A 23,736-nucleotide genomic window follows, 5' to 3' on the forward strand; every position below is an offset into this window, starting at 1 on the left:
TCCTCCCTCATGTCTCGTTCCTCCGGTAGATTTTCTCCTCGCGGATGAAATCGGTAAAGGCATCGGCATGGCGCGAGAAACGCAGGCTCTCCTTGGAGCCCAGGCCCAGAAATCCTTTGCGGGCGAGCGATTCCCTGAACAGGCCTATCGCCCGATCCTGCAGATCGCGGTCGAAATAAATGAGGACGTTGCGGCAGGAGATGAGATGCATCTCCGCAAAGACGGCGTCGGTGACGAGGCTGTGATCGGAAAAGACGACCCGCTCGCGCAACCCGGCATCGAACGCCGCACGCCCGTAATCGGCGCGATAATAATCCGAAAGCGAGGAGCGGGCGCCTGATTTCTGATGGTTCTGCGTGAAATTGCGGACCTGGTCGAGCGGATAGACGCCTGCCTGCGCCACCTTGAGGGCCTCGGGATTGATGTCGGTCGCATAAAAGATCGTGCGCTGGTCAAGCCCCTCTTCACGGAACAGGATCGCGAGCGAATAGAGTTCCTCGCCGTTGCTGCAGCCCGCGACCCAGACCTTGAGAGAGGGATAGGTGCGCAGGTGCGGCAGGACCTGCTCGCGAAGCGCCCGGAAATAGGAGGGATCCCGGAACATCTCGCTTACCTGCACGGTAAGGTAGTTCAACAGCCGCGGCAGCATGGCGGGATCGTGCAGGATGCTCTCCTGCATGCCTGAGATGCTGGCAAATCCAAGCTGCTGCCGCGCCTGGAGGAGACGCCGCTTGACCGAGGCGCGCGCATAGTGCCTGAAATCATAATGGTAACGCCGGTACACAGCTTCGAGCAGCAGCTGGATCTCGATATCCTCGGTGGCGTCCCGGCCGGTCACCGGGGCATCCATACACGAACGAGCGAGAGCAATTTGTCGACATCGATGGGCTTTGCCATGTAATCGTTGGCGCCCGCCTCCAGGCAGTGCTGCTGGTCGTCCGGCATCGCCTTGGCCGTCAGCATGACGATCGGCAGCTTCGCCCATCGCGCGTCCGCCCTGATCAGCCGCGTCGCGGCCAATCCGTCCATGACCGGCATCATGACGTCCATGAGCACCAGGTCGATGGCCCGCCCGGCCTCGGCCGAGGCCGCTTCCAGCGCGTTGATCGCCTCCTGGCCGTTGCGGGCGATCTCGATCAGCGCGCCGCGCGGCTCGAGGACGCTGCTGAGCGAATAGACATTGCGGATATCGTCCTCGACAAGAAGGATGCGGCGTCCCTCGAGCATGGCATCGCGATGCCGCGCCTTCTGGATCATCCGGCGCTGTTCAGGCGGAAGCTCGGCCACCACCTGGTGGAGAAACAGCGATACCTCGTCGAGAAGGCGTTCGGGCGATTTGGCGCCCTTGATGATGATCGAACTGGAGTAGCGCCGAAGCCTCTGCTCGTCGTCGGGCGAAAGATCGTGGCCGGTGTAGACGATGACAGGCGGGAATGCCCGGTCCTCATCCTGGCTCAGCGTCTCGAGCAAGGTGTAACCCGAAGTGTCGGGCAGCGTCAGGTCAAGCACCATGCAGTCGAAGCTTTCGCGGCGAAGCTGCTCGAGGCATTCGGCCGCCGTGCCGACGGCGACGGTTTCAACGTCGTCCGACAACAGCAGCTTGCCGACCGCTTCACGTTGAACGGGATCATCCTCCACGATCAGTACGCGCCGCATGCGGGTCGAGAGCTTGGCCTGGAGACCGGCGAGAACCTGCGCGAGCTCCTCACGCCTGACCGGCTTGACATGATAGCCTACGGCGCCCAGCGAAAGGGCGGTCTGGCTTTGATCGGCCGCGGAGATGACATGGATCGGGATATGCCGGGTCTCGTCGTCATGCTTGAGGCGGTCGAGCACCGTCAGCCCCGACTGGTCAGGCAGCCCGAGGTCAAGGACAATGGCACTGGGCCGGAACGTGCCTGCCAGGTCCACCGCTTCCCCGGCCGTCGTCGCGATGATGCACTGGAACCCCATTTCCCGGGACAGGTCGCGGACGATGGAGGCGAAGGCCTTGTCATCCTCGATGACGAGCAGCAGCTTGCGGTCGGCGGCGATCGAACCGCGATCGTCCTCGATCGTCCAGTGCGGCGCGGGGACGGCCTGGGCTGCCGCGGACTGCGTCTGACCCTGGGGCGGGACGGTGGGGGAGACAGGCCTTGCCGTGGCTGTCTCCTCGACGCTTCGCGCGGTAACGCCCGCAGGATCGTATACGAGCGGAACGGTCAGCGTGAACGTGCTGCCCTTGCCAGGCTCGCTCTCAAGGCCGATCGCGCCTCCCAGCAGCCGGGCGAGTTCGCGCGAGATCGAGAGGCCAAGGCCAGTGCCGCCATATCTGCGGTTGATGGTGCCGTCGGCCTGCTGGAACGCCTCGAAGATGCTCTGTTGCTGGTGGGGCGAAATGCCGATGCCGCTGTCCTCGACCGCAAAGGCGATCCGGCCGTCCGCCGTCGGCGCGATGGCGAGGCGAACGCCGCCACGCTCGGTGAACTTGAAGGCATTGGAGAGAAGGTTCCTCAGCACCTGTTCGATCCGCAGCCGGTCGGTCTCGAGCGCGCCTGGCGCTCCTTGTGCCAGGACAATCTCGAACGAGAGGCCGCGATCCTCGGCGATGGGGGTGAATTGTTGGCGGATATCGCCGGCGAGCCTCTGTACGGACACCGTCTCGGGCTGGATCTGCACATGGCCCGCCTCGATCTTGGACAGATCGAGGATATCGTTGATGAGGGTGAGCAGATCGTTGCCCGAGGATTCGATTGTCCGGGCATATCTGACCTGTTCGGCCGAGAGGCTGCCATCGGGATTGTCGCCCAGGAGCTTGGAGAGGATCAGCAATGAATTGAGCGGCGTGCGCAGCTCATGCGACATGTTTGCGAGGAAGTCGGACTTGTATTGGCTTGCCTGTTCGAGTTCACGGGCCTTGAGCGCCAGGGACGCTGCCGATCGTTCGAGCTGATCGCGCTGGCTCTCCAGCGCCTGCGTCTGCTGCTCAAGCTCGCTGTTCGTCTGCTCGAGTTCGACCTGTTGCTGCTCGAGGCGCACCTGCGTTTCCTTAAGGGCGCGTCCCTGTTCCTCCAGTTCCTCATTGGATACGCGAAGCTCTTCGCTCTGGGCCTGCAGTTCGCCGGCCTGGCGCTGCGTCTCTTCCAGCGCATCCTGCAGTCTCGTCCGGAAGCGCGCCGAGCGCAGGGCCATGCCCATGCTTCCCGATGCCTGATCGAGAAAGTCGAGGATGCGCTCGTCGACCGGATCGAAAAAGCCCAGTTCCATGACCGCGTTGACCTTGCCGTCCACCTTGCCCGGCACGATGACCAGATGTCGCGGCTGGTCACGTCCGAAGGCTGAACCGATGGTGAGATAGCGATCGGACAGGTCGTGCAGGACAATGGGGTCACCGTCGGCGGCGACCTGTCCGAGCAATCCTTCCCCCAAGCCAAAGGCCGCGGGCATGTCGGCGTCGGGAGGCACGCCAAGCGTCGCCACGCGCAGAAAGGTGCCGCCCTCGCCCTTGAAGAGCGCGCCGCCCTCGAAACCGAGATATCGGGACAGATAGGCAAGGATCGTCGTCCCCAGCGCTTCGACCGTCTGGTCCCCCTGCATCGCGTCGGCCAGGCCGAGCTGTCCTGCCTGCAACCATTCTTCCCGGACGCGGGCGCGGCTGTTGCGGCGCACGAGGATGAAGACGGCGATGGTGAGGCCCGCGCCCAGGAGCGCCGATATGAGGCTGCTGGTGACGGCCGTTCTCGAGGCGGTCGCCATTTCCCCGATCCGCACCTGCCGCAGCCGCATCTCCTCGCCTGCCATCGTATCGAGCCGGGCGCGGATGGCATCCATCTCGATCTTGCCCCGGTCGCTCCTGACCGTTGCAAGGGCGGCAGCCATGTCGCCCGCGCGGCTGGCCGCTATGCTCTCGTCCAGTTCGGCCAGTTTAGCCTCGATATGGCGCCGCAGCCCCTCGAGACTGGCTTGTTGCACCGGATTGCCGCCGGTGAGCCTGGCGATGCCGTCGAGGCGGCGAGGCAGTTCTGCAACGGCGCTCCTGTAAGGCTCAAGATAGGTCTGGGCGCCCGTGAGCAGATAGCCGCGCTGCCCCGTTTCAGCGTCCTGCAGCGTGGAGCGCAGCTTGTCGAGCGCGCTGAGGACGCTGTGCGTGTGCCGGATGGACTGGTCGCTTTCGCGCAGTGCCTGGATATTGAGATAGGCTGTCGCCCCGCTGATGAGAAAAAAGGCAAGTCCCAAAAGGAGACCCGCCATGGACCAGGTCTTCACGCGCGATGCGACATGGACGCCGTGTTCTGCTTTGCGCATGATTGATCGGATCTCGTTCTGGAGGGGAGCGCAAAAAGCCTAGCGACTGTTGCCCGGCAATCAAGCGCCGTCACTCCCTGCGCGATGCGATCGGGTCGATTATCAGACGAGAGGGTGGGAATGCGCGCCATGCAAACGCTGCGCCACGGGCAAAAATTCCTCCCGTTTCAAAGATCATCGGACCGCCTGGCGGGGCGATAAGCTGGGCCAGGGCGGCTGGGCGCTTCGATGCGCGCCGATCGATCCGAGGCATAGGAAAGTCATAATAACCCTGTGCGGTGCACCAGGCTAAGTTGCCGGTCCGCCAGCATTTCAATCACCTGCAAGAACCGCTGATGCCCACCATGATCACCCTCTTGTCGCTGGCCCTTGCGGTCAGTGCGACGAAGGACATTCCCCGCTCTTCCCAGGGCAGATCCAGCGATGCCGGCGGCGTTGCGCAGCCCGGACGAGGCGGCGCAGACCCCAGTCCATGGCAGCGGGCCAAGGGCCGGATCGGGGTTGCAAGCGATCCTGCCATCGTCCGCACCATCAGCCAATGGCGCGCGCTTTTGCGCAGTGACGCTCTGGGCTTTTCGGCTTATGCCGGCTTCATCATGGCGAACCCTGGCTGGCCCGGGGAGAGCCGGATGCGCCGGCTGGCGGAAAGCAGCATCAATCCCGACAGCTATGATCCCGATAAGGTCATCGCCTTCTTCACCCGCTTCCCGCCGCGCACCGCGACCGGGAACGCGCGCCTTGCCTTTGCGCTCATGCAGGAGGGCCGGATGGACGAGGCGCGCAGAGCCGCGCACGATGCCTGGATCGGCGGGACATTGTCGAGAGGTGACGAGGCCCAGCTGCTCGCCTCCTTCGGCGCGCGCTGGACGGGGCTGGACCATGACCGGCGCGCCGACGTCCTTCTCTGGAAGGGCGACGTCGCGGGCGCGCGGCGGATGCTGCCCTATGTCCTTTCCTCTCGTCGTCCCATCTATGAGGCGCGGATCGCGCTGCGCCAGAAGATAGCCGATGCGGCAGCGAAGATGCACCGGGCGCAAGCGGCCGGCGCAAGCGATGCCGGCTTTGTCGCGGACAAGGCGACCTGGATGCGAAAGACCGGCGACCGGATCGGGGCACGCCAGTATCTCGCCAATCGCCCGGCGCTGGCCGTTCGGCCGGGTGACGCGGAAAAATGGTACGAGCTGCTGTTGGCCGAGGCCCGTGCCGCCGCGAAGGAGAGCCAGTGGAGCTTTGCCTATGGCATAGCGAGCAAGCTGGACGATGCCTATGCGCCAGGGACGGACGTCAGCGACCGGCCGATAGGGGAGCGCGACGACTATACCAGCCTCGCCTGGCTTGCAGGCTCGACCGCTTTCTACAAGCTCAACAAACCCCGGGCGGCCATGGAGATGTTTCGTCGCTACGCCACGGCCGCCAAGTCGCCCCAGACCCGGTCGAAGGGCTTCTACTGGGCTGGCCGCGCGGCGCTCCAGGCGGGTAAGGCGGGCGATGCCAAGCGCTATTTCGCGCGTGCCGCGGTTTTCCCGCGCCAATTTTACGGCCAGCTCGCGCTGGAACGGCTGGGTCGCCCGATCCCCGCGCCCGCCCCTGCCAGGCGCCAGGCTTCGATATCCTCCGCCGAGCGCTCCGCGTTCGCCAGCCGCTCGGTCGTTCGCGCGGTGAAGGCGCTTGGGCAGATGGGTTATTGGAAGGAGCAGAGCCAGTTTGCCCGCGCCATCGCAAACCACGCCGCCAGCGATGCCGAACATCATCTCGCCGCCGAACTCGCACAGAATATCGGCCGCCCGGACATGGGCGTCATGGTCGGCCGGCGCGCGCTCTCGAGCGGTCTGGCGGGCTATGGGAAAAGCGCCTTTCCGCGCGTACCTGTTCCCGCTGAAGCACGATCCAGCTGGACCATGGTGCATGCCATCGCGCGGCAGGAAAGCCAGTTCGACAGGAGCATCGTCAGCCATGCGGGCGCGCGGGGCCTGATGCAGCTGATGCCCGGTACCGCCCGCGAACAGGCCGGGAAGCTGGGATTGCGCTATAATCCTGGATCGCTCGATGACCCCGGCTACAATATCAGGCTCGGAGCATCCTATATTGAGCGGATGCTCTCTTATTATCGCGGCAGCTATCCCCTCGCTGTCGCGGCCTATAATGCGGGACCGGGCAATGTGAACCGCTGGCTTCGCGCCAATGGCGACCCAAGGGCGCCAGGCGCCGACATGCTGCGCTGGATCGAGGAGATCCCCCTCTACGAAACGCGCAACTATGTGCAGCGCGTACTGGAAAATGCTGTAACCTATGATCTGATGAACCCTGAGCGCGCACCTTTTCGCGGCTCCGACACACCGCTTTCCAAATATCTGGGCAAGGAGGCAAAAGGCTGATTATCGGGGATGGCAGCGCCGACATTTTCGAGTTTTGTCCAGGATACTTTCCTCTTGCCGCGCCTGCTGAACTGGGACCAGGTGCCAGGATGACGCGAGAACCCGCTCGGCGCCTGTGGCTTCTCTTCCTCATTCTCGTCCTTTTACCGGCCATGGGCGCCAACGCGCGTCCCTATCATCTCGACGCCGTCGACGGGAATGACGCGAACGATGCGTTGCTCCCCGGCACGGCCTGGCGCTCCCTCGCCCGGCTGCGGGAAGCGAAGCTGGAACCGGGCGATCAGGTGCTGTTGGCCGCAGGTTCGGTCTGGCGCGAGCCCCTCGTCGTTACCCGGTCGGGCCGAAAAAACCTCCCGATCATCGTGAGGGCCGCCGGGATTGGAGCGCGGCCGCGGATCGAGGCGGGAGGCATTTCGCAATATGGGGTGGCGGTCCTGAACGCCGAATATGTCGAGGTGAGCGGCCTTGAAGTCACCAATGACGGCCCGCCTGGGGGACCTCGCTACGGTGTGCTGATATCGCAGCGGGATGTGGGGGTCGCCCGCAACATCGCCGTGCGGGACATGTATATTCACGATGTCCGCGGCACCAATGAACGAAAGGATAATGGGGGCATTGTTTTCCAGGCGCTGGGCGGCAAGAGGGCGACGCGCTTTCACGGCCTGACGATCGAGCGCAACATCATCTGGAGGGTGGATCGTTCGGGAATTGCCGGCATCAGCGATCAGGTCACGCTGGACCGCTGGTTTCCAGGCGAGCGCGTCGTCATCCGCGACAATTATCTGGAGGATATCGGCGGCGACGGGATCGTCCCGCGCGGAACCGACGGCGCGCTCGTTGAACATAATATCGTGCGCTACGCCGCCAGCCGCGCTCCAGGCTATAATGTGGCCATCTGGCAGTGGAGCACCGACAACACGCTGATCCAGCTGAACGAGGCAGCCTTCACCCAGGGACGATGGGACGGACAGGGCTTTGACGCTGACTTCAATTCGCGCAGGACCACGATCGCCCATAATTTCAGCCATGACAATGAAGGCGGTTTCGTCCTCATCTGCTCGCCCGGACGGATCGGCCCCGATAATGTCGGCAACCAGCGGACCCTCGTGCGCGGCAATGTGAGCCGCCACGACGGCGCGCGGGTCATTCAGCTGGCCGGGGGCATTTCCCATGCCCGGATCGAAGGCAATGTCATCCATTTGGGGGGGCAGCAGGATGTCGCCATGGTCGCGGCCACCCAATGGCAGGGCTGGCCCAGCGACGTGAAGATCGCCAACAATCTTTTCGCCGTTGCCGGTGTCGCGCGCTATGGCCATGAGACAGGACGCGACGGACCCGACTATATCCTGGGCCCTGGCTTCCCGCACTCACCTTCCATCCTGTTCGAGGGAAACCGCTTCCTTGGCCTCCATCTCGATCCGCCTGAAGATCCGCGCGGCATATGGCAGGCGCAGTATCAGCCTGCGACGGTGGACTGGGCGGTGCCCACCTTCGATCCTTCCAGGGCCGAGGGGTTCGATGCCTTCCTGACAGCGCATCGAGACTGGATGATGGCCATGCTTGCAAGAGAGCTTGGCCAGCCCGTGCAGCTTCTTGCCACCCGACGTTCCACCTGGATCGAAGCCCGGCCCCGATCATGACTCCGGGCGAGCGCGCGATTTCTAGGCAGGCCTTCCCTATCGGCAATGGCGCTGCCTGTATCGTGCAGGCTGGTGGCGTCCGGGATGTCCGAAAATGCGGTGGGAATCCGGCTCAACAGCGTTCCCGCGTCGTTTTGCCAATCGTCCTCGGCCTGCCATCAGGCAAGGCTCAGGCGCCTTGCCGCGCCTGTTCCATTCTTTCGCTGTGCGCGAGCCGCAGCACGGCATATCCAAGGAGTCCCGAGAGCAGCGAGCCCGCCAGAATGCCGATCTTCGCTTCCGAGATCAGGATAGGAGCTGCCGGGAAAGCAAGCAGGCCGATGAACAGGCTCATCGTGAATCCGATGCCGCACACAAGCGCCACGCCGAACATCTGCCAGGGGCTGGCATGGGCCGGAGCATCGGCCAGTCCCAGGCGGACAGCCAGCATCGACAAGCCGAACACACCCAGTGGCTTTCCCAGCAGCAAACCGGCCGCGACCCCCAGGGTGACTGGCGCTGTCAGCGCATCCAAAGACAGATCGAGGAAGGGAACGCCCGCGTTTGCGAGCGCAAATAGCGGGACGATGAGAAAGCCCACGGGGATATGCAGGGCATGTTCCAGCCGATGGAGGGGGCTGACGCTTTCATCATCGGATTGTCCGGGTCTTCCATCCATCGGGATCGCCAGCGCCAGAAGAACGCCCGCGAGCGTCGCGTGAATGCCTGAGCGATAGACGAGCAGCCACAGCAACGCTCCCAGAAGCAGATAGGGCGCAAGACGGCGCACCCCGCGGCGGTTGAGGGCGAATAGCAGCGCAACCACGCCAGCCGCTCCCGCCAGATCGATGATCGAGAGCTTTGCCGTATAGAACAGGGCTATGATGATCACTGCGCCCAGATCGTCGATGATGGCGAGCGCTGCCAGGAACACACGCAGCGAGGCGGGAACCCGTGTTCCCAGCAGAGAGATGACGCCAAGCGCGAAAGCGATGTCGGTTGCGGCGGGGATCGCCCATCCGCGCGCGGTCGGCCCTGAATTGAAGGCGAGATAAAGCAGGGCCGGCACGGCCATGCCTCCAAGGGCCGCAACCCCGGGCAATATGCGGCGCGACCATGTGGAAAGCTGGCCGTCGACCATCTCCCGCTTGATCTCGAGCCCGACCAGCAGGAAGAAGAGGGCCATGAGCCCGTCATTGATCCAGTGGATGACCGACATCGGCCCGAGATAGGTGCTCAGCAGTGCCTCATAGGCGGGGCCGAGAGCAGAATTGGCGATCAGCAGCGCCACGGCGGCCGTTCCGATAAGGACAAGGCCTCCCGTCGACTGGTTGGTCAGGAACAGGCGCAGCGCGCTAGGGGGTCTGTGATGATGTTCGGGCATCCGATCTCCGGACAGGATTCTGCCGTGCTGGCGGCCCGACCAACACATTGTGAACCTGCCCGCCAGCTCACAAGCGTGCACCCACAGCCGCTATCGCAGCAGCGTCCGGGAAGTGCAAGATCACGATGCGCCAAAGAGGCTGATCGACCGGGTCACGCCGCCGCATGCCGGGGCATGCTCCTGGTGTCAGCGACACCTGCGATATTTCCGATGCCCTTGTTTGGGTGAAGCATCAGGCCGATAAAAATCCTATAAAAACACTTTCCCCGGTCCCGTGCTATGGTCGCCTCCTGCGAAGGAGAAATTTGATGGACGCAGAGTGTTGAACGATCACACGAAGGATCATCTCGATTTTACTGTGTCGAAAGGCGGCGCCGGCTCCCTGGAGGATTGGTGCGGCTCACAGGCCGTGCGCGGGGTCCAGTCATTGGTTGAACAGCGGCTTTCGCAGGGTTTTGCCGAGCTGGACTGCCAAACCGGTGATGTCGAGGTGCGGCAGCAGCTTTACGCCACGCTCGTGGGCAAGGCGATCAGCCTGGCGCGGCAGCGGCTGCCGGACAATCCCTTTCTTGAAGATGTGCTAAGGGCGAGCCACTTTGATGATGAAGTCGCCGCGCAGGCCGGCCAGGCAGGCGAAGCCATCCCTTTGCGATCCCCGGTCACGATCTGACAAGGGGGCTTTCCGGCGCGTCGTCCAGGAAGCCGATGAAGGTCCTCCACCACCAGCTAGTATCCTGGGCCTCGATGACGTCATTCAGTAGCCGCCAGCGTCGCAGGCGTTCAGATTTCGACATCGAGAGCGCCTGGAGGCACGCCTCGGATACCTCTTCGCTGCTATAGGGGTTGACGAGCAGCGCTTCATCGAGTTGGGCAGCGGCTCCGGCAAAGCGCGAAAGGACCAGAACGCCAGGATTGTCGGGATCCTGCGCGGCGACATATTCCTTGGCAACAATGTTCATGCCATCGCGCAGCGGCGTCACCAGTCCCACCCGAGCCGCACGGTACATGCCCGCGAGCGTGGCGCGGTCGTAGCTCTGGTTGACATAGCGTATCGGCACCCAATGGGGGCTGGCATAGGCGCCGTTGATACGGCCTGAGAGCGCTTCCAGCTCGGATCGGATTTCGCGGTAATGGCCAAGATCATCGCGCGCGATGGGAGAAATCTGCAACAGAAACAGCTGCTCGTGCAATCTTGGATATGTCGCTAGCAGCCGTTCAAATGCACAGAAGCGCTCCTTAACTCCCTTGGAATGATCAAGCCTGTCGACGCCAATGATCATGGATCGATCGGCGCGGCTCTGGACCATGGAATGATAAGCCGCCTTCGCGGCTCCGCTTCGGACTATGGTTTTGAAGTCCTCACTATCCAGTCCAACAGGGCAGACGACCAGCTGGATCGTTCGTCCATTCCACGCAATCTGGTTCTTTTCATCCTTTTCCAGACCCAACTGTACGCGCAGATAGTCATGAAAGGATTCGAGCCAGTCCTCGGCCTGGAAGCCCACGACATCATAGGCCAGCAGGAGCTCGACGAGCTGACGGTGGCTGGGCAGGGAGAGGAGAAGGCGCATGGGTGGCCAGGGAATATGCAGAAAAAAACCCAGACGGTTGGACCGTCCTAGCCTGCGTATCTGATCCCCCAGAGGGATGAGGTGATAATCATTCACCCAGACGAGATCGCCCTCTTCGATCAGGGGGACCAGTGTTTGGGCGAACCGCTCGTTCACCCGCTCATAGCCATTGGCGAACATCCGGTCATAGCGGGCAAGGTCGAGGCGATAGTGGAACAAGGGCCACAGCGTGCAGTTGGCATAACCGCTATAATATTCCTCCACGTCCCTTGCCTCGAGATCGACGGTGACCGTCGTTATCCCGTTCTCCTTCTCGAAATGCATGCCGCCGGAGAAATGCTCGGCGATATCGCCCGACCAGCCGAACCAGATGCCTCCGGATTCCCGCAGCGCTGCTGAAAGGGCGACCGAAAGCCCGCCCTGGTTGCCGCTGCCATCCTCGAGCCTTGCGGCCTGGACCCGGTTGGAAACGATGAGGAGGCGTCCCAACGTCAACCGGTCCCGATCAGGCGATAGCCAACGCCCGGTTCGGTGAGGAGAAGGCAGGGATCTGAAGGGTCCTGCTCGATCTTCTGGCGCAAAAGGCCGATATAGACACGCAGATATTGGGTGTCGGTGGCCTCCGCGCCCCAGCCCGCGGCGAGCAATCGCTTGTGCGTCACAACCTGTCCAGCCCTGCGCGCCAATGTCTGGAGGAGATCATATTCCTTTGGCGAGAGTTTGACGGTTTCTCCTGAAAGCGTCACGCGGCGGGTTGGAAAATCGATCGCCAGTCCACCCGCGCGGTAGGTTGATGCCTCCGCCCGGGAAAGAGAATGACGCCGGATCGCCGCGCGCATCCGCGCCATCAGCTCTCCGATCTCGAAGGGCTTGTTGACATAATCGTCCGCGCCCTCATCGAGCGCGGCGATCTTCTCTGCCTCCTGATGCCGCGCGGAAATGACGATGACGGGCACGTCCTGGTCGAGCCGGACGCGCTGCAGCAGCGATTTGCCGTCGATGTCGGGTAAGCCCAGATCCAGCAATATGAGGTCGAATTCGATCGCCTCTATGGCTGCCTGGGCGCTGCGTCCGTCCTGTGCCACCGTGATGCGATAGCCAGCTGTCTCGAGAACGGGCTGAAGTACGTCGACCAGGGAAGGCTCGTCATCAACGACAAGGATGTGCAAGGCAGTCATGCGGGCGAGCTTTCCGTGGCCAGGGGTAGCATGATGGTGATGACGGTGCCGCGCCCGCCTGGCCCCGGAGAGGCAGCCCCGATCCGGCCGCCAGCCGCTTCTGTGAAGCCCTTGGCGATGGCGAGGCCAAGTCCGCTTCCGCGTGGCGACGGGCGGGGGCGGGCAACCCGGTAGAAGCGGGTGAAGACCCTTTCCAGATCGTCAGGCGGGATGCCCTGTCCTTCGTCGGAGACGCAGATGACGCAAAAATCGCCGTCGCGGCCTACATCGAGGTGGATGCTGGTTCCATCGTCGCTGTAGATGATCGCATTGTCGAGCACATTGACCAGTACGAGATCGAACAGCGCGGCATCCACATTGACCAGCAGATCCTCGTCGCTCATCCGGCGCACGATCCGGCGATGGCTCGCCCGGGGACGGACCCTCTGGACGATCGCGCTCATCGTGTCGGCCACGCCCAGCGTCTGCCTGCGGGCAAGCGATTGTCCCGCCTCGAGCCGGCTCATCTCCAGCAGATTGGAGGTGTAGCGATTGAGGCGATCGCATTCACTGACGATGCCGCGCAGCAGCCGCTCAGCCGCTGCCGGATCGAGCCTGTCGCGAAACTCGATGAGGCTTGAGGCAGAAGCGCTGATCGCGGTGAGGGGCGTCCGAAAATCGTGGCTTACCGACGAGATCAGGGCCGTCTTGAGTTCCTCTGTCCTGGCCTGGGCGCGCCGCTCGGCATTGCTCTCTGAAAGCGCGGCGCGCTCGACCGCCAGGGCGATGAGATTGGCGAGCGCCGACATGAAGGCCTTGTCGGGTGGCCGGGACAGGCCGTGGCCGAACAGAATGGCCCCTTCAAATCCCGCGGCGCTGTCGAGGCGATAGACGGTATAGGGACCCTCCTCCCGGGGGCTGTCCTCGCTATCTGCCGCTTTCCGCACAAGCTGGAGGCCGATGTCATCGCTTGGGCCGTTTACGGCGGCATCGAATGTGCCGTCTCTCACGAGGAAGAGCGTTGCCAGCGTATCGAACGAACCTGACAGATGATCGTCGAGCGCGCTGGCGATATCGGGGACGCGGACGGCGGACTGGAGGGACCGGCTGATCTCGAGCAGGCTGCTCAGCTGGCGGTAGCTGTCGTCGGCGGCCCTCGCGCGATCCTTCAGCCTTGCGGCGAGGACCCCGGCCACGACAGCGCACAGGCTGAACAGGAGCAGGGGAATGACGTCCCGGCCAGTGGAAATCTCGAAGCTCAGAACCGGCTCGACCAGATAGAAATTATAGAGGAGGAAGGCGGCTGTTGCCGCGGCAAGTGCCGCGCCCAGGCCGCCGAGCGCGCCGCAGATCACCACGCCCAGGACGAAAAGCAGGGCGGCGGCCACGCGTCCCAGCCCGGGCTGGGCATAGATGGCGATGAACCAGGACGGCAGGACGACAGCCCCGGCCAGGAGCGCGGCACGCCATGAGAGCGCCCCTGCGCGCGGTTGCGAAAACGTCCTTTGATGCTTCCTGTCGATCATGGACGCAAGATCGCCCGCCGGCTGAAGAAAAGAGGCATTTCCCGTCTTAGCCAGCAGGCCCGGGGCGGTCCATGTATATAAAAGCTATAATAACGCCACGGCGCCGTGTCTGTCTAAAAGGCAAGAGAGAGGCGTCCGGCTCGCGGCCGGACTGACAGTCCATGAGATGATTTGGATGCTGTACGGCGAAATATCTTTGCGGCTCATATCCTCCCCGCGGCGCACCTGCGCCAGGGACATGATAATCGCCCTTCCCTTTTACCAAGACATAAGGGCGGCATGAAGCACAAGGAGCAGTTCACGACCGCAGCGCCGACTGGCAGACCCCGATTTCCCAGACCGGTCATCATTCTTGTGGTGGAAGATGAAGCCCTGGTCAGCATGAATGTGTGCGAGTTTCTGGTCGACCAGGAGTTCACCGTTTTCGCCGCGCAGGATGTCGAGGAGGCGCTTGGCGTTCTCCACCAGCTTGACGGCCGGATCGACCTCGTCTTCACCGATGTGAACATGCCCGGCGCGCAGGACGGCTTCGACCTGGTTCGTGAGGTGAGCCGGCGCTGGCCCGAGATCAGGATATTGGTGACCTCGGCCGGCCTGAACGGGCAGGAGCCCCCGGCGGACCTGCGGCACTTTGGTCCCATCCTTGCCAAGCCCTACCGGCTCGATGTCCTCGCCTTGAAGATCATCGACGCCATATTCCCGCCTTCTGAACCAATAGACCTATTGGCGACCTAGGCATTCCCTCAAGGCAACCGTGGCTGCTTGTCGGAGTTCAACCTCCCTGAGAGCCATCAAAGCGGAGAAAAATCGATGTATAAAACTGTACTGACGACCCTCTTCCTGTCCACTGCCCTGCCCGCCGCCGCGCAGGAAGCCGCAGCGCCCGCGGTTCCTCAAGCGCCGGCGGCAACTGCGGCGCCGGCGCCCACCGCCGCTGCCGCCGCTACCCTCAGCCAGGAACAGATCGTTGCCTTCAACAAGGCCGTGACCGATTTCACCGCTGGCCAGCAGGCGCAGCAAAAGGGCGACAATGCGACGGCTCTTGCCAAATATGAAGCGGCGCTTCCGGCAATCCGCGACGCAGTCAAAACCCAGCCCGAGAAGATCGACAATGTGAACTTCCTCGCCAACGCGCTCTACGCTGCGGCTGCTGCGAACGCGGCCTTGCAGAAACTGGACGCTGTCGCTCCCCTCTATGAAGAAAGCCTGCCCCATTGGCGCAAGGTCGTCGCCGCCAGGCCTGCCGATGCGCAGAGCAGGGGCGTGCTGACCGGCATCCTCATCCAGCTGGGGAATTTCAGGCTCGGCAAGCAGGACAAGGCAGGCGCGGCGCCGCTTTATGCCGAAGCGATCCCGCTCGCCCGCAAGACCGCCGCTGAACAGTCCAATCCTGTCAACCGCAATCTTCTGCTCGCAGCGCTCATCGGCGCGAGCCAGACCAGTGAGGATCAGGCGCTCAAGGACGAAGCCGCGACGATGTCGAAGGCGATGCTCGCCGATGGATCGGTCGACGCGGCCAACAAGCCTTCCGCCCAGGTTCTTGCACAGGCAGCCAAGGCCGGCTGAGGCCGGTTGTCCGGCGCGCCCTCGGGTCTGCATGCTCGAGGCGCGCCGAAACTGTGACCAGTCAGGCGGTCACAACCACCCTTTGCTTTCTGACGCGAGGACAGGGGCTCGACCTTGCACGGGCCGGCGTTCGTCTTGGGCGGCGCGCGTGGACAGATGAACCGCCTCTCAAATCCTGTCGCCAACGCCTGCATCTTGCAAACCGGGTTGCCCGGTCCGCTCCTGCAGGAAGCCTGCGCTACGCAGCTTTTGTCGAAGGCTCGGGCAGGACCGCCAGCATGGAGAGATCGGCGCCCGTCGGACGCTGAAACAGCTGCAGACCAAAATCAGGCAGTATCGCGATCAGATGATCGAAGATGTCAGCCTGTATGCCTTCATATTCCGCCCAGACCGTACTGGTGGCGAAGGCATAGATCTCGAGCGGCAGCCCGTTCTCGCTGGGCGCAAGCTGGCGTACGAGCAAGGTCTTGTCCTGCGCGATATCCCGCCGGGATTGCAGATAGGCCAGCACATAGGCGCGAAATGTGCCGACATTCGTCAATCGTCTGCCATTGACCAGGTCGTCGGCGCCATGCTCCCTGTTCCAGCGGTCGATTTCCTGTCTCTTCGTCTCGAGATAGGGGCGCAGAACGAGGAAGCGGGCCATCTTCTTGACATCGTCCTCGTCAAGGAAGCGCACGCTGTTCTGGTCGATCATCACTGAGCGCATGATGCGCCGTCCACCCGATTCCGACATGCCGCGCCAGTTGCGGAAGCTCTCCGAGATCAGCCGGTGCGTGGGCACCGTGGTGATCGTCTTGTCGAAATTCTGGATCTTCACCGTATGCAGCGCGATATCGATGACGTCGCCGTTCGCGCTGAGCTGGGGCATTTCAATCCAGTCGCCCACCCGCACCATGTCATTGGAGCCGATCTGGACCGAGGCGACCAGGGACAGGATCGTGTCCTTGAACACCAGCATCAACACGGCAGCCATCGCGCCAAGCCCTGACAGGAGCAGCAGCGGCGACTGGTTCATGAGCGCGGCGATGATCAGGATCGCGGCCGCGCCATAGACCAGCAGCTTGCCGAGCTGCACATAGCCCTTGATGGGGCGGTTCGCAGCGTTCGGGCGGCGCTGGTAGAGGTCATTGAGCAGCGCCAGGCCGCCGCTCACCGCTATGGCGATCGTGAGGATGATGAAGGCCGTGCACAGGCTTCTAACGAACGCGCTGGCCCCTTCGGGCAGATGGGGTACAGCGCCGATGCCGGCCGCGATCGCCAGGGCGGGCACGATGTTCGACAGACGCGCGACGATCGCGCCGATATGCTGTGCTTCAATGCGAAAGGGCAGGTGGTTCAGCAGCCGCAGCAGCAGCCGTAGCACGATGCGCTTGGCGATCCAGTTGGCAGCCCATGCGAATATGCCAAGCAGCAGCAGCGCCAGCGCGCTCTGCACCCACGGCTCATTCACATAGCCGCGCGTCAATATCGATATGCTGTCGCTGGAAACCGGAAGGTTGGTAATCACGCCCGTTTCTCCGCGAAGGGATCGCCATGGAGCGAGCGGCCCGCCGTCTCGGGCATGAAGTGCAGCGCGATCAGACCGACGATGCAGGCCAGCATCATGTAAAAGGCGGGCATGAGTTCATTGCCGGTGAGGCTGATCAGCCCGCTGCCGATCGCCGGCGCGGTCCCGCCAAAGATGCTCGTCGATACATTATAGGCAATGGCGAAGCCCGCAAAGCGCACCCTGGTGGGGAACAGCGCGGGGAAAGTGGCCGTGATCGTCGCGAGTTGCGGCACATAAAGCAGCCCTAGAACGGCAAATCCTAGAAGGGCGCCCGCAAGCCCCGTCGCCATCAGCAGATAGAGCGGCACCACAGCGACGAGCAGCCCGATCAGCGATATGCGCCACATCGCCCGTCGGCCAACCCTGTCGGACCAGGCGCCGGCGAAGGGCAGGAACGCCATCATCGCGAGCATGCCGATGATCGGGACGATCAGCGCCTCGTCGGCCGATAATCCGATCCGGCGGTGGAGATAGGTCGGCATGTAGCTAAGAAGCGTATAGTTGACCACATTGAGCGCCACGACCAGCCCGGCGACCACCAGCATGGGGCGCCAGTGCCGGCGCACAAGAAGAGGAAGGCGAGGCGATGGCTGCCCCGCATCATGGAGCGCCGCCGCTCGGAAGACGGGCGTATCCTCCATCTTCGATCGCAGATACATGCCGACCAACCCCATGGGCGCCGCGACCAGGAACGGCACGCGCCATCCCCAGGCGTGCATCGCCGCATCGCCCAGCAGCAGCGAGAAGCCCAGCATCAGGGCCGCCCCCAGCGAAAAGCCTGCCAGCGTCCCGAATTCGAGGAAGCTGCCGTAAAAGCCGCGCCGCTCGTCGGGCGCATATTCGGCCATGAAGGTGGCCGCACCGCCATATTCGCCGCCGGTCGAGAAACCCTGCACCATGCGCAGCGCGATGAGCAGCACCGGCGCCCAGAAACCGATGCGCGCATGATCGGGTATCAGACCCACGCACAGTATCGCGCCCGACATCAGCAATATGGTGAGCGCCAGTACGGATTTGCGCCCAAGCCGGTCTCCAAGCGGACCCCAGAAAAGCCCGCCGAGCGGGCGCACGAGGAAGGAGATCGCGAAAGTCGCCAGGGCGAACAAAATGGCCTGTTGCGTGCTGCCTGGCAGCAGCGCTGCGGATATGTAGGTGATCCCGTAAGCATAGATGCCGTAGTCGAACCACTCGGTCGCATTGCCAAGGGCAGACGCCGCGATGGCACGGCGCAGCGTGGCGGCATCGGTCTGCCTTGGGGAAGGGAAGGGGTGAATGGTGGCAGAGGTCGTCATCGTCTCACGTCATCCTGCGGCGGTTTCATCATCCGAGACATTGGGGTCGAGCAGCGAGGCCATCGGTGTCGTGCGCGGCACGATCTGGAAATCCTGCTGATATTTTCCCGGCACAGGCGCACAGGCCTGCTGCCGCCATAACCCGACCGCCATGGCCAGCCCGGCGCTCAGAGCTATGAACAGGAACAGTCCTCCCGTTCCCGCCACGGTCATGAAGCCCGCGCCTATGAGCGGCCCCAGCGCCGCGCCCACGGAGTAGATCAGCACCAGCCGGCCGCTCGCCGCTACCCTTTCTGTTTCCAGCAGGCGGTCGTTGCAATGCGCCACGCACAGCGGATAAAGAGCAAAGCTCAGGCCGCCGAACAGCGCGCCCAGCCCCATGAGCAGGGGGCCGCCGCCGATCAGCGATAGCGCCAGACTGACCAGTGCCGCCGCGGTGAAACTGCCCACGATCACCTGACGCCGGTCATGCCGGTCGGACAGACGTCCCAGCGGCCATTGCAGCGCCACTCCGCCCAGGATCACGATGAGCATGAACCCCGCGGTTTGCGAAAGGTCGAGGCCCAGCCGCCGGACATGGACCGCCGCCAGGCCGTAGAAGGCGCCGAGCATCATCCCGGTGGCGAGGGCGCCCCACGCGCCGAGCGGCGATGCAGCGAGCAGCGAACGGATCGAGAAGGCGCTCGCCTCGACCGGCGCGGGTGCGGCACTGCGCGTGAGGCACAAGGGGATGATGGCGAGCGAAATGAGAATGGACGCGAGCTGGAAGGGGATCGCGGGCAGCGACCCGCTCGCTCCGAGCAGCAGTTGCCCGATTGCCTGCCCTGAATAGAGCGCGACCATATAGGCGGCAAGCACGCTGCCGCGCATCTGCGGCTCTGTGCGATCGTTGAGCCAGCTTTCCAGGCACACGAAAACGCCTGCCACGCAGATGCCGTCGATCAGCCGCAAGAGCATCCAGAACAGCGGCTGCGTCCACAGCGCATAGGATAATGTGCTGGCCGACAGCAGGGCGACGAAAGCGGCAAAGGCGCGAATATGGCCTACCCGCCGCACTATGCCGCCCGCCCGCAGCGACCCGATGATCAGCCCGCCGAAATAGGCGGTGGCGACGATGCCGATGGTCATCGTGCCGCTGCCCGCCCGATTGAGCCGCAGGCTGATCAGGGTTGCCAGAAATCCGCTGCCCGCCATCAGCATGAAGATGGACAGCAAAAGGCTGCGCACGGGTTGGATGGCCAATAGCATGACAGTCGATCGGACGCCGTTCAGGCGGCGCGCCGTCCTTCCAAAGCCGTCTTGTCGCGCTCCACCAAGGCGCTGTGCAGCGCCCGGACGGCGGCATCATAATGTTCGACATCGACGATGAACTGCACATCGACATTGCGGATCTGGTGCTGCATCGCGATGACGCCGATCCCTTCATCGTCCAGCGCGCGCAGCGCATCGGCGACCAGAGAGGGCCGGGATATGTCGCTTCCGATTACCGACACCATCGCCACCGGATGAGCCGAGATCGAGGCATCCAGATAGCGTTGCTGGAGATCGTCGATGACCCGCTTCACCATCGCCGCGTCTGCCGACAGATAATGGGTGATGGTGTTGGCGTTGGATGATTTGCTGACGATCCAGGCGCCATGCCGCGTGAGCGCCTCCAATATGGCGGCGTCATAGCCCTTCACGCCCACCATGTCCTGTTCGAAGAACTGGAGCGCCTGGGCGTGGCGGATGCCGGTCACGATCTCGACGCGCGGGCTTTCGGACACATAATCGCCGCAGATCAGCGTCCCGCCATCTTCCCGGTCGAACGTGTTGCGCACGCGTAGCGGAATATTGGTCTGGCGCAGCCCGCGCCCGGCGCCGGGATGGATCGCCTCCATGCCCAGATTGGCCAGCTGATCGGCGACGTCATAATTGGTCCGCCCGATCTTGCGCGCCTTGTCCGTTCCGACCAGCTTGGGGTCGGCGCTCGACAGGTGGAATTCCTTGTGGATGATCGCCTCGCGCGCCCTGGTCAGCACCGCGATGCGCGAGAAGGTCATTTCCGAATAGCCCCGCGCGTAACGGCGCACCATGCCCTCGCTGCAGCCTGCATAGCCCGTGACGATCGGCATGGTGGAAGACAGATCGATCGGAGCGAGCGCCGTCATGATCCGCTCGTCGAGTTGCTGCATATTCTGTTGGTGCCAAAGCGTCAGGTCCACGAAGACAGCATTGACGCCCCGGTCGCGCAGCAACAGGGCGGTGCTGTGGGCGCTATGCGCCTCGCCCAGCCCGGCCAGCATTTCGCGCACGGTTGCGAGCTGCTCCTTGACGCAGAAGCGCCCATGGCTGCGCAGCCGCGCCAGATCGTTCAGACAGGCCGCCGCTGCATCGATCCGCATATCGACGAATGCGTCGGCTTCGCGTCGGCTGTCCGCCCGCGCGAACATCTGTGCATTGCGCGATTGCATGGCGACGCGCACCGCTTCCATCGCCTCGCGCCAGCCGTCCCCGCCATCATCCGCGACGAAGCGGCCGTAGACGCCCGGCTGACCGCTCTTCTTATGTTCCAGCAGCAGGTCGGTCATCCCCGCATAGGCGGACACGACGAAGATGCGGTTGTAGAGTTCAGTCCCCTTTCGGCCGCTGATCAGGACATTGTCGAACAGTATGGCCGTCTCGGCCATGGATGTGCCACCGATCTTCTCGACGCTATGGCGGTTCATATCAGCACCTCCTCGGCCAGCGGACCTGATACAGGTATGATCGGCTGTGGCGCGCCGCGCGCCGCGATGAATTCCGGGCGCGGCTTGTCGACCCCGAAGGGCGCGGCCAACCGGTTGCTGACGGCATTATAGACCAGGAAGGCGTTGGCGCGGGGGAAGGGCGTGATATTGCCGTTCGATCCATGCATGATGTTGCAATCGAAAATCACGACCGACCCGGGCTTGCCCGTTGGCGCCACGATGCCATGCTTGTGAGCCAGCTCGGCCAGGCTGTCCTCGTCCGGTACGCCATATTCCTGTTGCTTCAATGACATGCGATAATGATCCTCGGGCGTTTCGCCCACGCAGGTCAGGAAGCTGCGATGCGAGCCGGGGATCAGCATCAACGGCCCGTTGTGGGCTGTGTTTTCAGCCAGCAACACCGACATCGAAAGCGCCCGCATACGCGGCATTCCATCCTCGATGTGCCAGGTTTCAAAATCGCTGTGCCAATAGAATTCCTTGCCCCGAAATCCTGGCTTATAGTTGAGGCGGGACTGATGAATATAGACGTCGTCGCCCAGCAGGAATCGCGCGACATCGGCCAGCCGCCGATCTGCCGCGAGACGCGCGACGACCTGGCTTTGTGCATGGATGCGGAAGATCGATCGGATTTCCCGGCTGCCAGGCTCACTGATGACTGTCTCTTCTTCCAGCGCGTCGGGATCGGCCAGAAGCCTGCCGGCTTCGCGCTGGAGAAAGGCGACCTCCTCGTCTGAAAAGAGATTGTCCATCACCAGATAGCCATCGCGGTCAAACTGCGCCGCCTGTTCCATGCTGATGGGCGCGTCCGCGTTCCAGTCGCTGTGAACGACCGGGTCGAGGCGCGGCAAAAACTCCGCCACTTTCGCGTGGCGGGATGGGTAGACGTCTTGCAAGGGACTTCCCCCCTTTCGTAAAGGTCAGTTGGTCAGTGCGGCCTCGCGGGTCATGTCCGCTTCGGCCGGATAGGCGCCGCTTTCATCATGTACTTCCTGGCCCGTGACGGGCGGATTGAAGACGCAGGCGCACAATATGTCGGTCGTTGGCCGCACCACATGCGTGTCATGGGCATTGAGCGCATACATGACGCCGGAAGCGAGCTGGTGCGTGATGCCGGTGCCCAGATCCTCGATGGTCCCGCTTCCCTTGAGAACCAGCACCGCTTCGAGATGGTTCTGATAGTGCATCCTGATTTCCTCGCCAGCGTACATGGTGGTGACGTGGAAGGAAAAGCCCATACTGTCGTCCTTCAGCAGAAGACGAGCGCTTTCCCACTGAGCAGATTTGACGTTGCGATCAGACTTGCGGATGTCCTGAAGTTTACGAACAATCATGATATCTCCTTCTTATTCGGCGGCAACGCCGTAGGGGAGGGCGAGCGCCTCACGAATGCAGCTGGCCAATATGTCGAGCCCGGAAGAGAACAGCGCATCATCGATGATGAGCGGCGCCAGGACCTTGACCACCTCATCGCGCGCGCCGCTGGTTTCGATGATGAGGCCGCGCTCGAAGCAGGCCGCGGTAACCGCGGCGGCCGCCTCGCCTGATCCCATGTCGATGCCGCGCATCATGCCGCGTCCCCGGGTCGAGAGGCCATGTTCGGCCGCCATCGCGTCCAGCCTGCGCTCCAGCAGGGCGGCGCGGCGCGCGACGTCCCGTTCGAAGCGCCCGTCGCTCCAGAAATGGCGCAGTGCGGCCGTCGCGGTCACGAAGGCGTGATTATTGCCGCGGAAGGTGCCGTTATGCTCGCCCGGCGCCCATTGGTCGAGTTCGGGGCGCAGCAGGGTCAGGGCAAAGGGCAGGCCCATGCCCGAGAGCGACTTCGCCATGGTGACGATGTCGGGCGTGAAGCCCAGGCCCTCAAAGCTGAAGAAGCCGCCGGTGCGCCCGCAGCCCGCCTGGATGTCGTCCACGATCATCAGCGCGCCGTGCCGCCTGGCGATAGCGTTGATCTTGCGCAGCCAGCCAGGCGATGCAGCGTTGAGCCCGCCTTCGCCCTGCACCGTCTCAACGAGGATCGCGGCCGGTGCGTCAAGGCCGCTCGAGGGATCGGCAAGACGCCGCTCCAGCAACGCGGCCGTGTCGACATCGGCCCCATGATAGCCGTCATAGGGCTCGTGCGCGACATGGCTGAGCGGCACGCCCGCACCCCCGCGCTTGGCGGCGTTGCCGGTGCAGGCGAGCGCACCCAGCGTCATGCCGTGGAAGCCGTTGGTGAAGGCGATCACCATCTCGCGGCCGGTCACCTTGCGCGCGAGCTTGATCGCCGCCTCGACCGCATTGGTGCCGGTGGGGCCGGTGAACATCGCGCGATAGTCGAGGCCGCGCGGCAAGAGGATCAGCTGCTCGAGCGCATCGAGAAACGCAGCCTTGGCGTCTGTGTGCAGGTCAAGGCCGTGCGCGATGCCGTCGGCGGCCACATAATCGAGCAGCGCCTGTTTGAGCACGGGATGATTGTGGCCGTAGTTCAGCGTGGAGCAGCCTGAGAGGAAATCGAGATAGCGGCCTCCCTGATTGTCATGCATCCACACATTGTGCGCCCTGGCGAACTGGCGCGGCATCGACCGCGCATAGCTGCGCACGGCGGACTCGCGCCGCTCGTAGAGGCTTGTGTCAGGCGTCCGGGACGTGGGTCTGGGACCGGTGGGGATCATTTTGTTCCTCCTGTTGATAAGCGGCGC

The 23,736-nt window shown here is 63.4% G+C and carries 18 protein-coding genes; 5 read left to right on the forward strand and 13 right to left on the reverse strand.

The features are described 5' to 3' along the window. Positions 1–7: 7 nt before the first annotated feature. Positions 8–850 (reverse strand): CheR family methyltransferase, encoded by an 843-nt coding sequence (locus YP76_RS25035; protein WP_046766098.1) that lies wholly within the window; start codon positions 848–850, stop codon positions 8–10. Continuing rightward, positions 835–4,284 carry a response regulator gene (locus YP76_RS25040; RefSeq protein WP_046766099.1) on the reverse strand — a complete coding sequence of 1,150 codons (3,450 nt, stop codon included), beginning with the start codon at positions 4,282–4,284 and terminating at the stop codon, positions 835–837. Before YP76_RS25040 ends, YP76_RS25035 begins: the two co-directional genes overlap by 16 nt. Before the next feature lie 335 nt (positions 4,285–4,619). Here YP76_RS25040 and YP76_RS25045 point away from each other — a divergent pair, with 335 nt between their 5' ends. Next, positions 4,620–6,659 carry a lytic transglycosylase domain-containing protein gene (locus tag YP76_RS25045; protein WP_046766121.1) on the forward strand — a complete coding sequence of 680 codons (2,040 nt, stop codon included), beginning with the start codon at positions 4,620–4,622 and terminating at the stop codon, positions 6,657–6,659. 89 nt (positions 6,660–6,748) lie between these two features. Next, complete coding sequence (locus YP76_RS25050) at positions 6,749–8,299, forward strand: right-handed parallel beta-helix repeat-containing protein (RefSeq protein WP_031290526.1); 1,551 nt, start codon at positions 6,749–6,751, stop codon at positions 8,297–8,299. Positions 8,300–8,468: 169 nt separating this feature from the next. Here the strand turns inward: YP76_RS25050 and nhaA are convergent, their stop codons facing one another. Next, positions 8,469–9,662, reverse strand: coding sequence for a Na+/H+ antiporter NhaA (gene nhaA, locus YP76_RS25055; protein WP_021243604.1), 1,194 nt, complete (start codon positions 9,660–9,662; stop codon positions 8,469–8,471). 319 nt (positions 9,663–9,981) lie between these two features. Between nhaA and YP76_RS25060 the strand changes: the two genes are divergently transcribed. Beyond that, positions 9,982–10,332: a hypothetical protein gene (locus YP76_RS25060; RefSeq protein ID WP_059140375.1), complete on the forward strand. Its 351-nt coding sequence runs from the start codon at positions 9,982–9,984 to the stop codon at positions 10,330–10,332. On the opposite strand, the gene YP76_RS25065 is transcribed toward YP76_RS25060, so the two are convergent. Genes YP76_RS25065 through YP76_RS25075 form a run of 3 tightly spaced genes read right to left on the reverse strand, consistent with a single transcriptional unit; the run spans position 10,322 to position 13,916 of the window. Then, on the reverse strand, positions 10,322–11,722 hold the full coding sequence (locus YP76_RS25065) for an alpha,alpha-trehalose-phosphate synthase (UDP-forming) (RefSeq protein ID WP_031290525.1): 1,401 nt from the start codon (positions 11,720–11,722) through the stop codon (positions 10,322–10,324). The genes YP76_RS25060 and YP76_RS25065 overlap by 11 nt on opposite strands. A 2-nt stretch (positions 11,723–11,724) precedes the next feature. Further along, the gene (locus YP76_RS25070; protein WP_021243601.1) at positions 11,725–12,411 is read right to left on the reverse strand and encodes a response regulator transcription factor; all 687 of its coding nucleotides are present in this window, start codon (positions 12,409–12,411) and stop codon (positions 11,725–11,727) included. Continuing rightward, positions 12,408–13,916, reverse strand: a complete 1,509-nt coding sequence (locus tag YP76_RS25075) for a sensor histidine kinase (protein WP_021243600.1) — start codon at positions 13,914–13,916, stop codon at positions 12,408–12,410. Before YP76_RS25075 ends, YP76_RS25070 begins: the two co-directional genes overlap by 4 nt. A gap of 279 nt (positions 13,917–14,195) precedes the next feature. Between YP76_RS25075 and YP76_RS25080 the strand changes: the two genes are divergently transcribed. After that, the gene (locus YP76_RS25080) at positions 14,196–14,651 is read left to right on the forward strand and encodes a response regulator (protein WP_021243598.1); all 456 of its coding nucleotides are present in this window, start codon (positions 14,196–14,198) and stop codon (positions 14,649–14,651) included. 75 nt (positions 14,652–14,726) lie between these two features. Beyond that, complete coding sequence (locus YP76_RS25085; RefSeq protein ID WP_021243597.1) at positions 14,727–15,482, forward strand: hypothetical protein; 756 nt, start codon at positions 14,727–14,729, stop codon at positions 15,480–15,482. Between the two features lie 238 nt (positions 15,483–15,720). On the opposite strand, the gene YP76_RS25090 is transcribed toward YP76_RS25085, so the two are convergent. Genes YP76_RS25090 through ectB form a run of 7 tightly spaced genes read right to left on the reverse strand, consistent with a single transcriptional unit; the run spans position 15,721 to position 23,709 of the window. Then, a complete protein-coding gene (locus YP76_RS25090; protein WP_021243596.1) occupies positions 15,721–16,992 on the reverse strand; it encodes a mechanosensitive ion channel family protein in 1,272 nt (423 codons plus the stop codon). Beyond that, positions 16,989–18,326 (reverse strand): MFS transporter, encoded by a 1,338-nt coding sequence (locus YP76_RS25095; RefSeq protein WP_046766100.1) that lies wholly within the window; start codon positions 18,324–18,326, stop codon positions 16,989–16,991. Before YP76_RS25095 ends, YP76_RS25090 begins: the two co-directional genes overlap by 4 nt. Positions 18,327–18,335: 9 nt before the next feature. Beyond that, entirely contained in the window at positions 18,336–19,574 is a 1,239-nt protein-coding gene (locus tag YP76_RS25100) for an MFS transporter (protein WP_021243594.1), read from the reverse strand. Between the two features lie 20 nt (positions 19,575–19,594). Beyond that, positions 19,595–21,034 carry an aspartate kinase gene (locus YP76_RS25105; RefSeq protein WP_046766101.1) on the reverse strand — a complete coding sequence of 480 codons (1,440 nt, stop codon included), beginning with the start codon at positions 21,032–21,034 and terminating at the stop codon, positions 19,595–19,597. Continuing rightward, complete coding sequence (gene thpD / locus YP76_RS25110; protein WP_046766102.1) at positions 21,031–21,951, reverse strand: ectoine hydroxylase; 921 nt, start codon at positions 21,949–21,951, stop codon at positions 21,031–21,033. Before thpD ends, YP76_RS25105 begins: the two co-directional genes overlap by 4 nt. Before the next feature lie 24 nt (positions 21,952–21,975). After that, positions 21,976–22,389, reverse strand: a complete 414-nt coding sequence (locus YP76_RS25115) for an ectoine synthase (protein WP_046766103.1) — start codon at positions 22,387–22,389, stop codon at positions 21,976–21,978. 12 nt (positions 22,390–22,401) lie between these two features. Continuing rightward, a complete protein-coding gene (ectB, locus tag YP76_RS25120; protein WP_046766104.1) occupies positions 22,402–23,709 on the reverse strand; it encodes a diaminobutyrate--2-oxoglutarate transaminase in 1,308 nt (435 codons plus the stop codon). Positions 23,710–23,736: the final 27 nt, after the last annotated feature.

This window comes from Sphingobium chungbukense, from assembly GCF_001005725.1.
GTDB lineage: Bacteria > Pseudomonadota > Alphaproteobacteria > Sphingomonadales > Sphingomonadaceae > Sphingobium > Sphingobium chungbukense.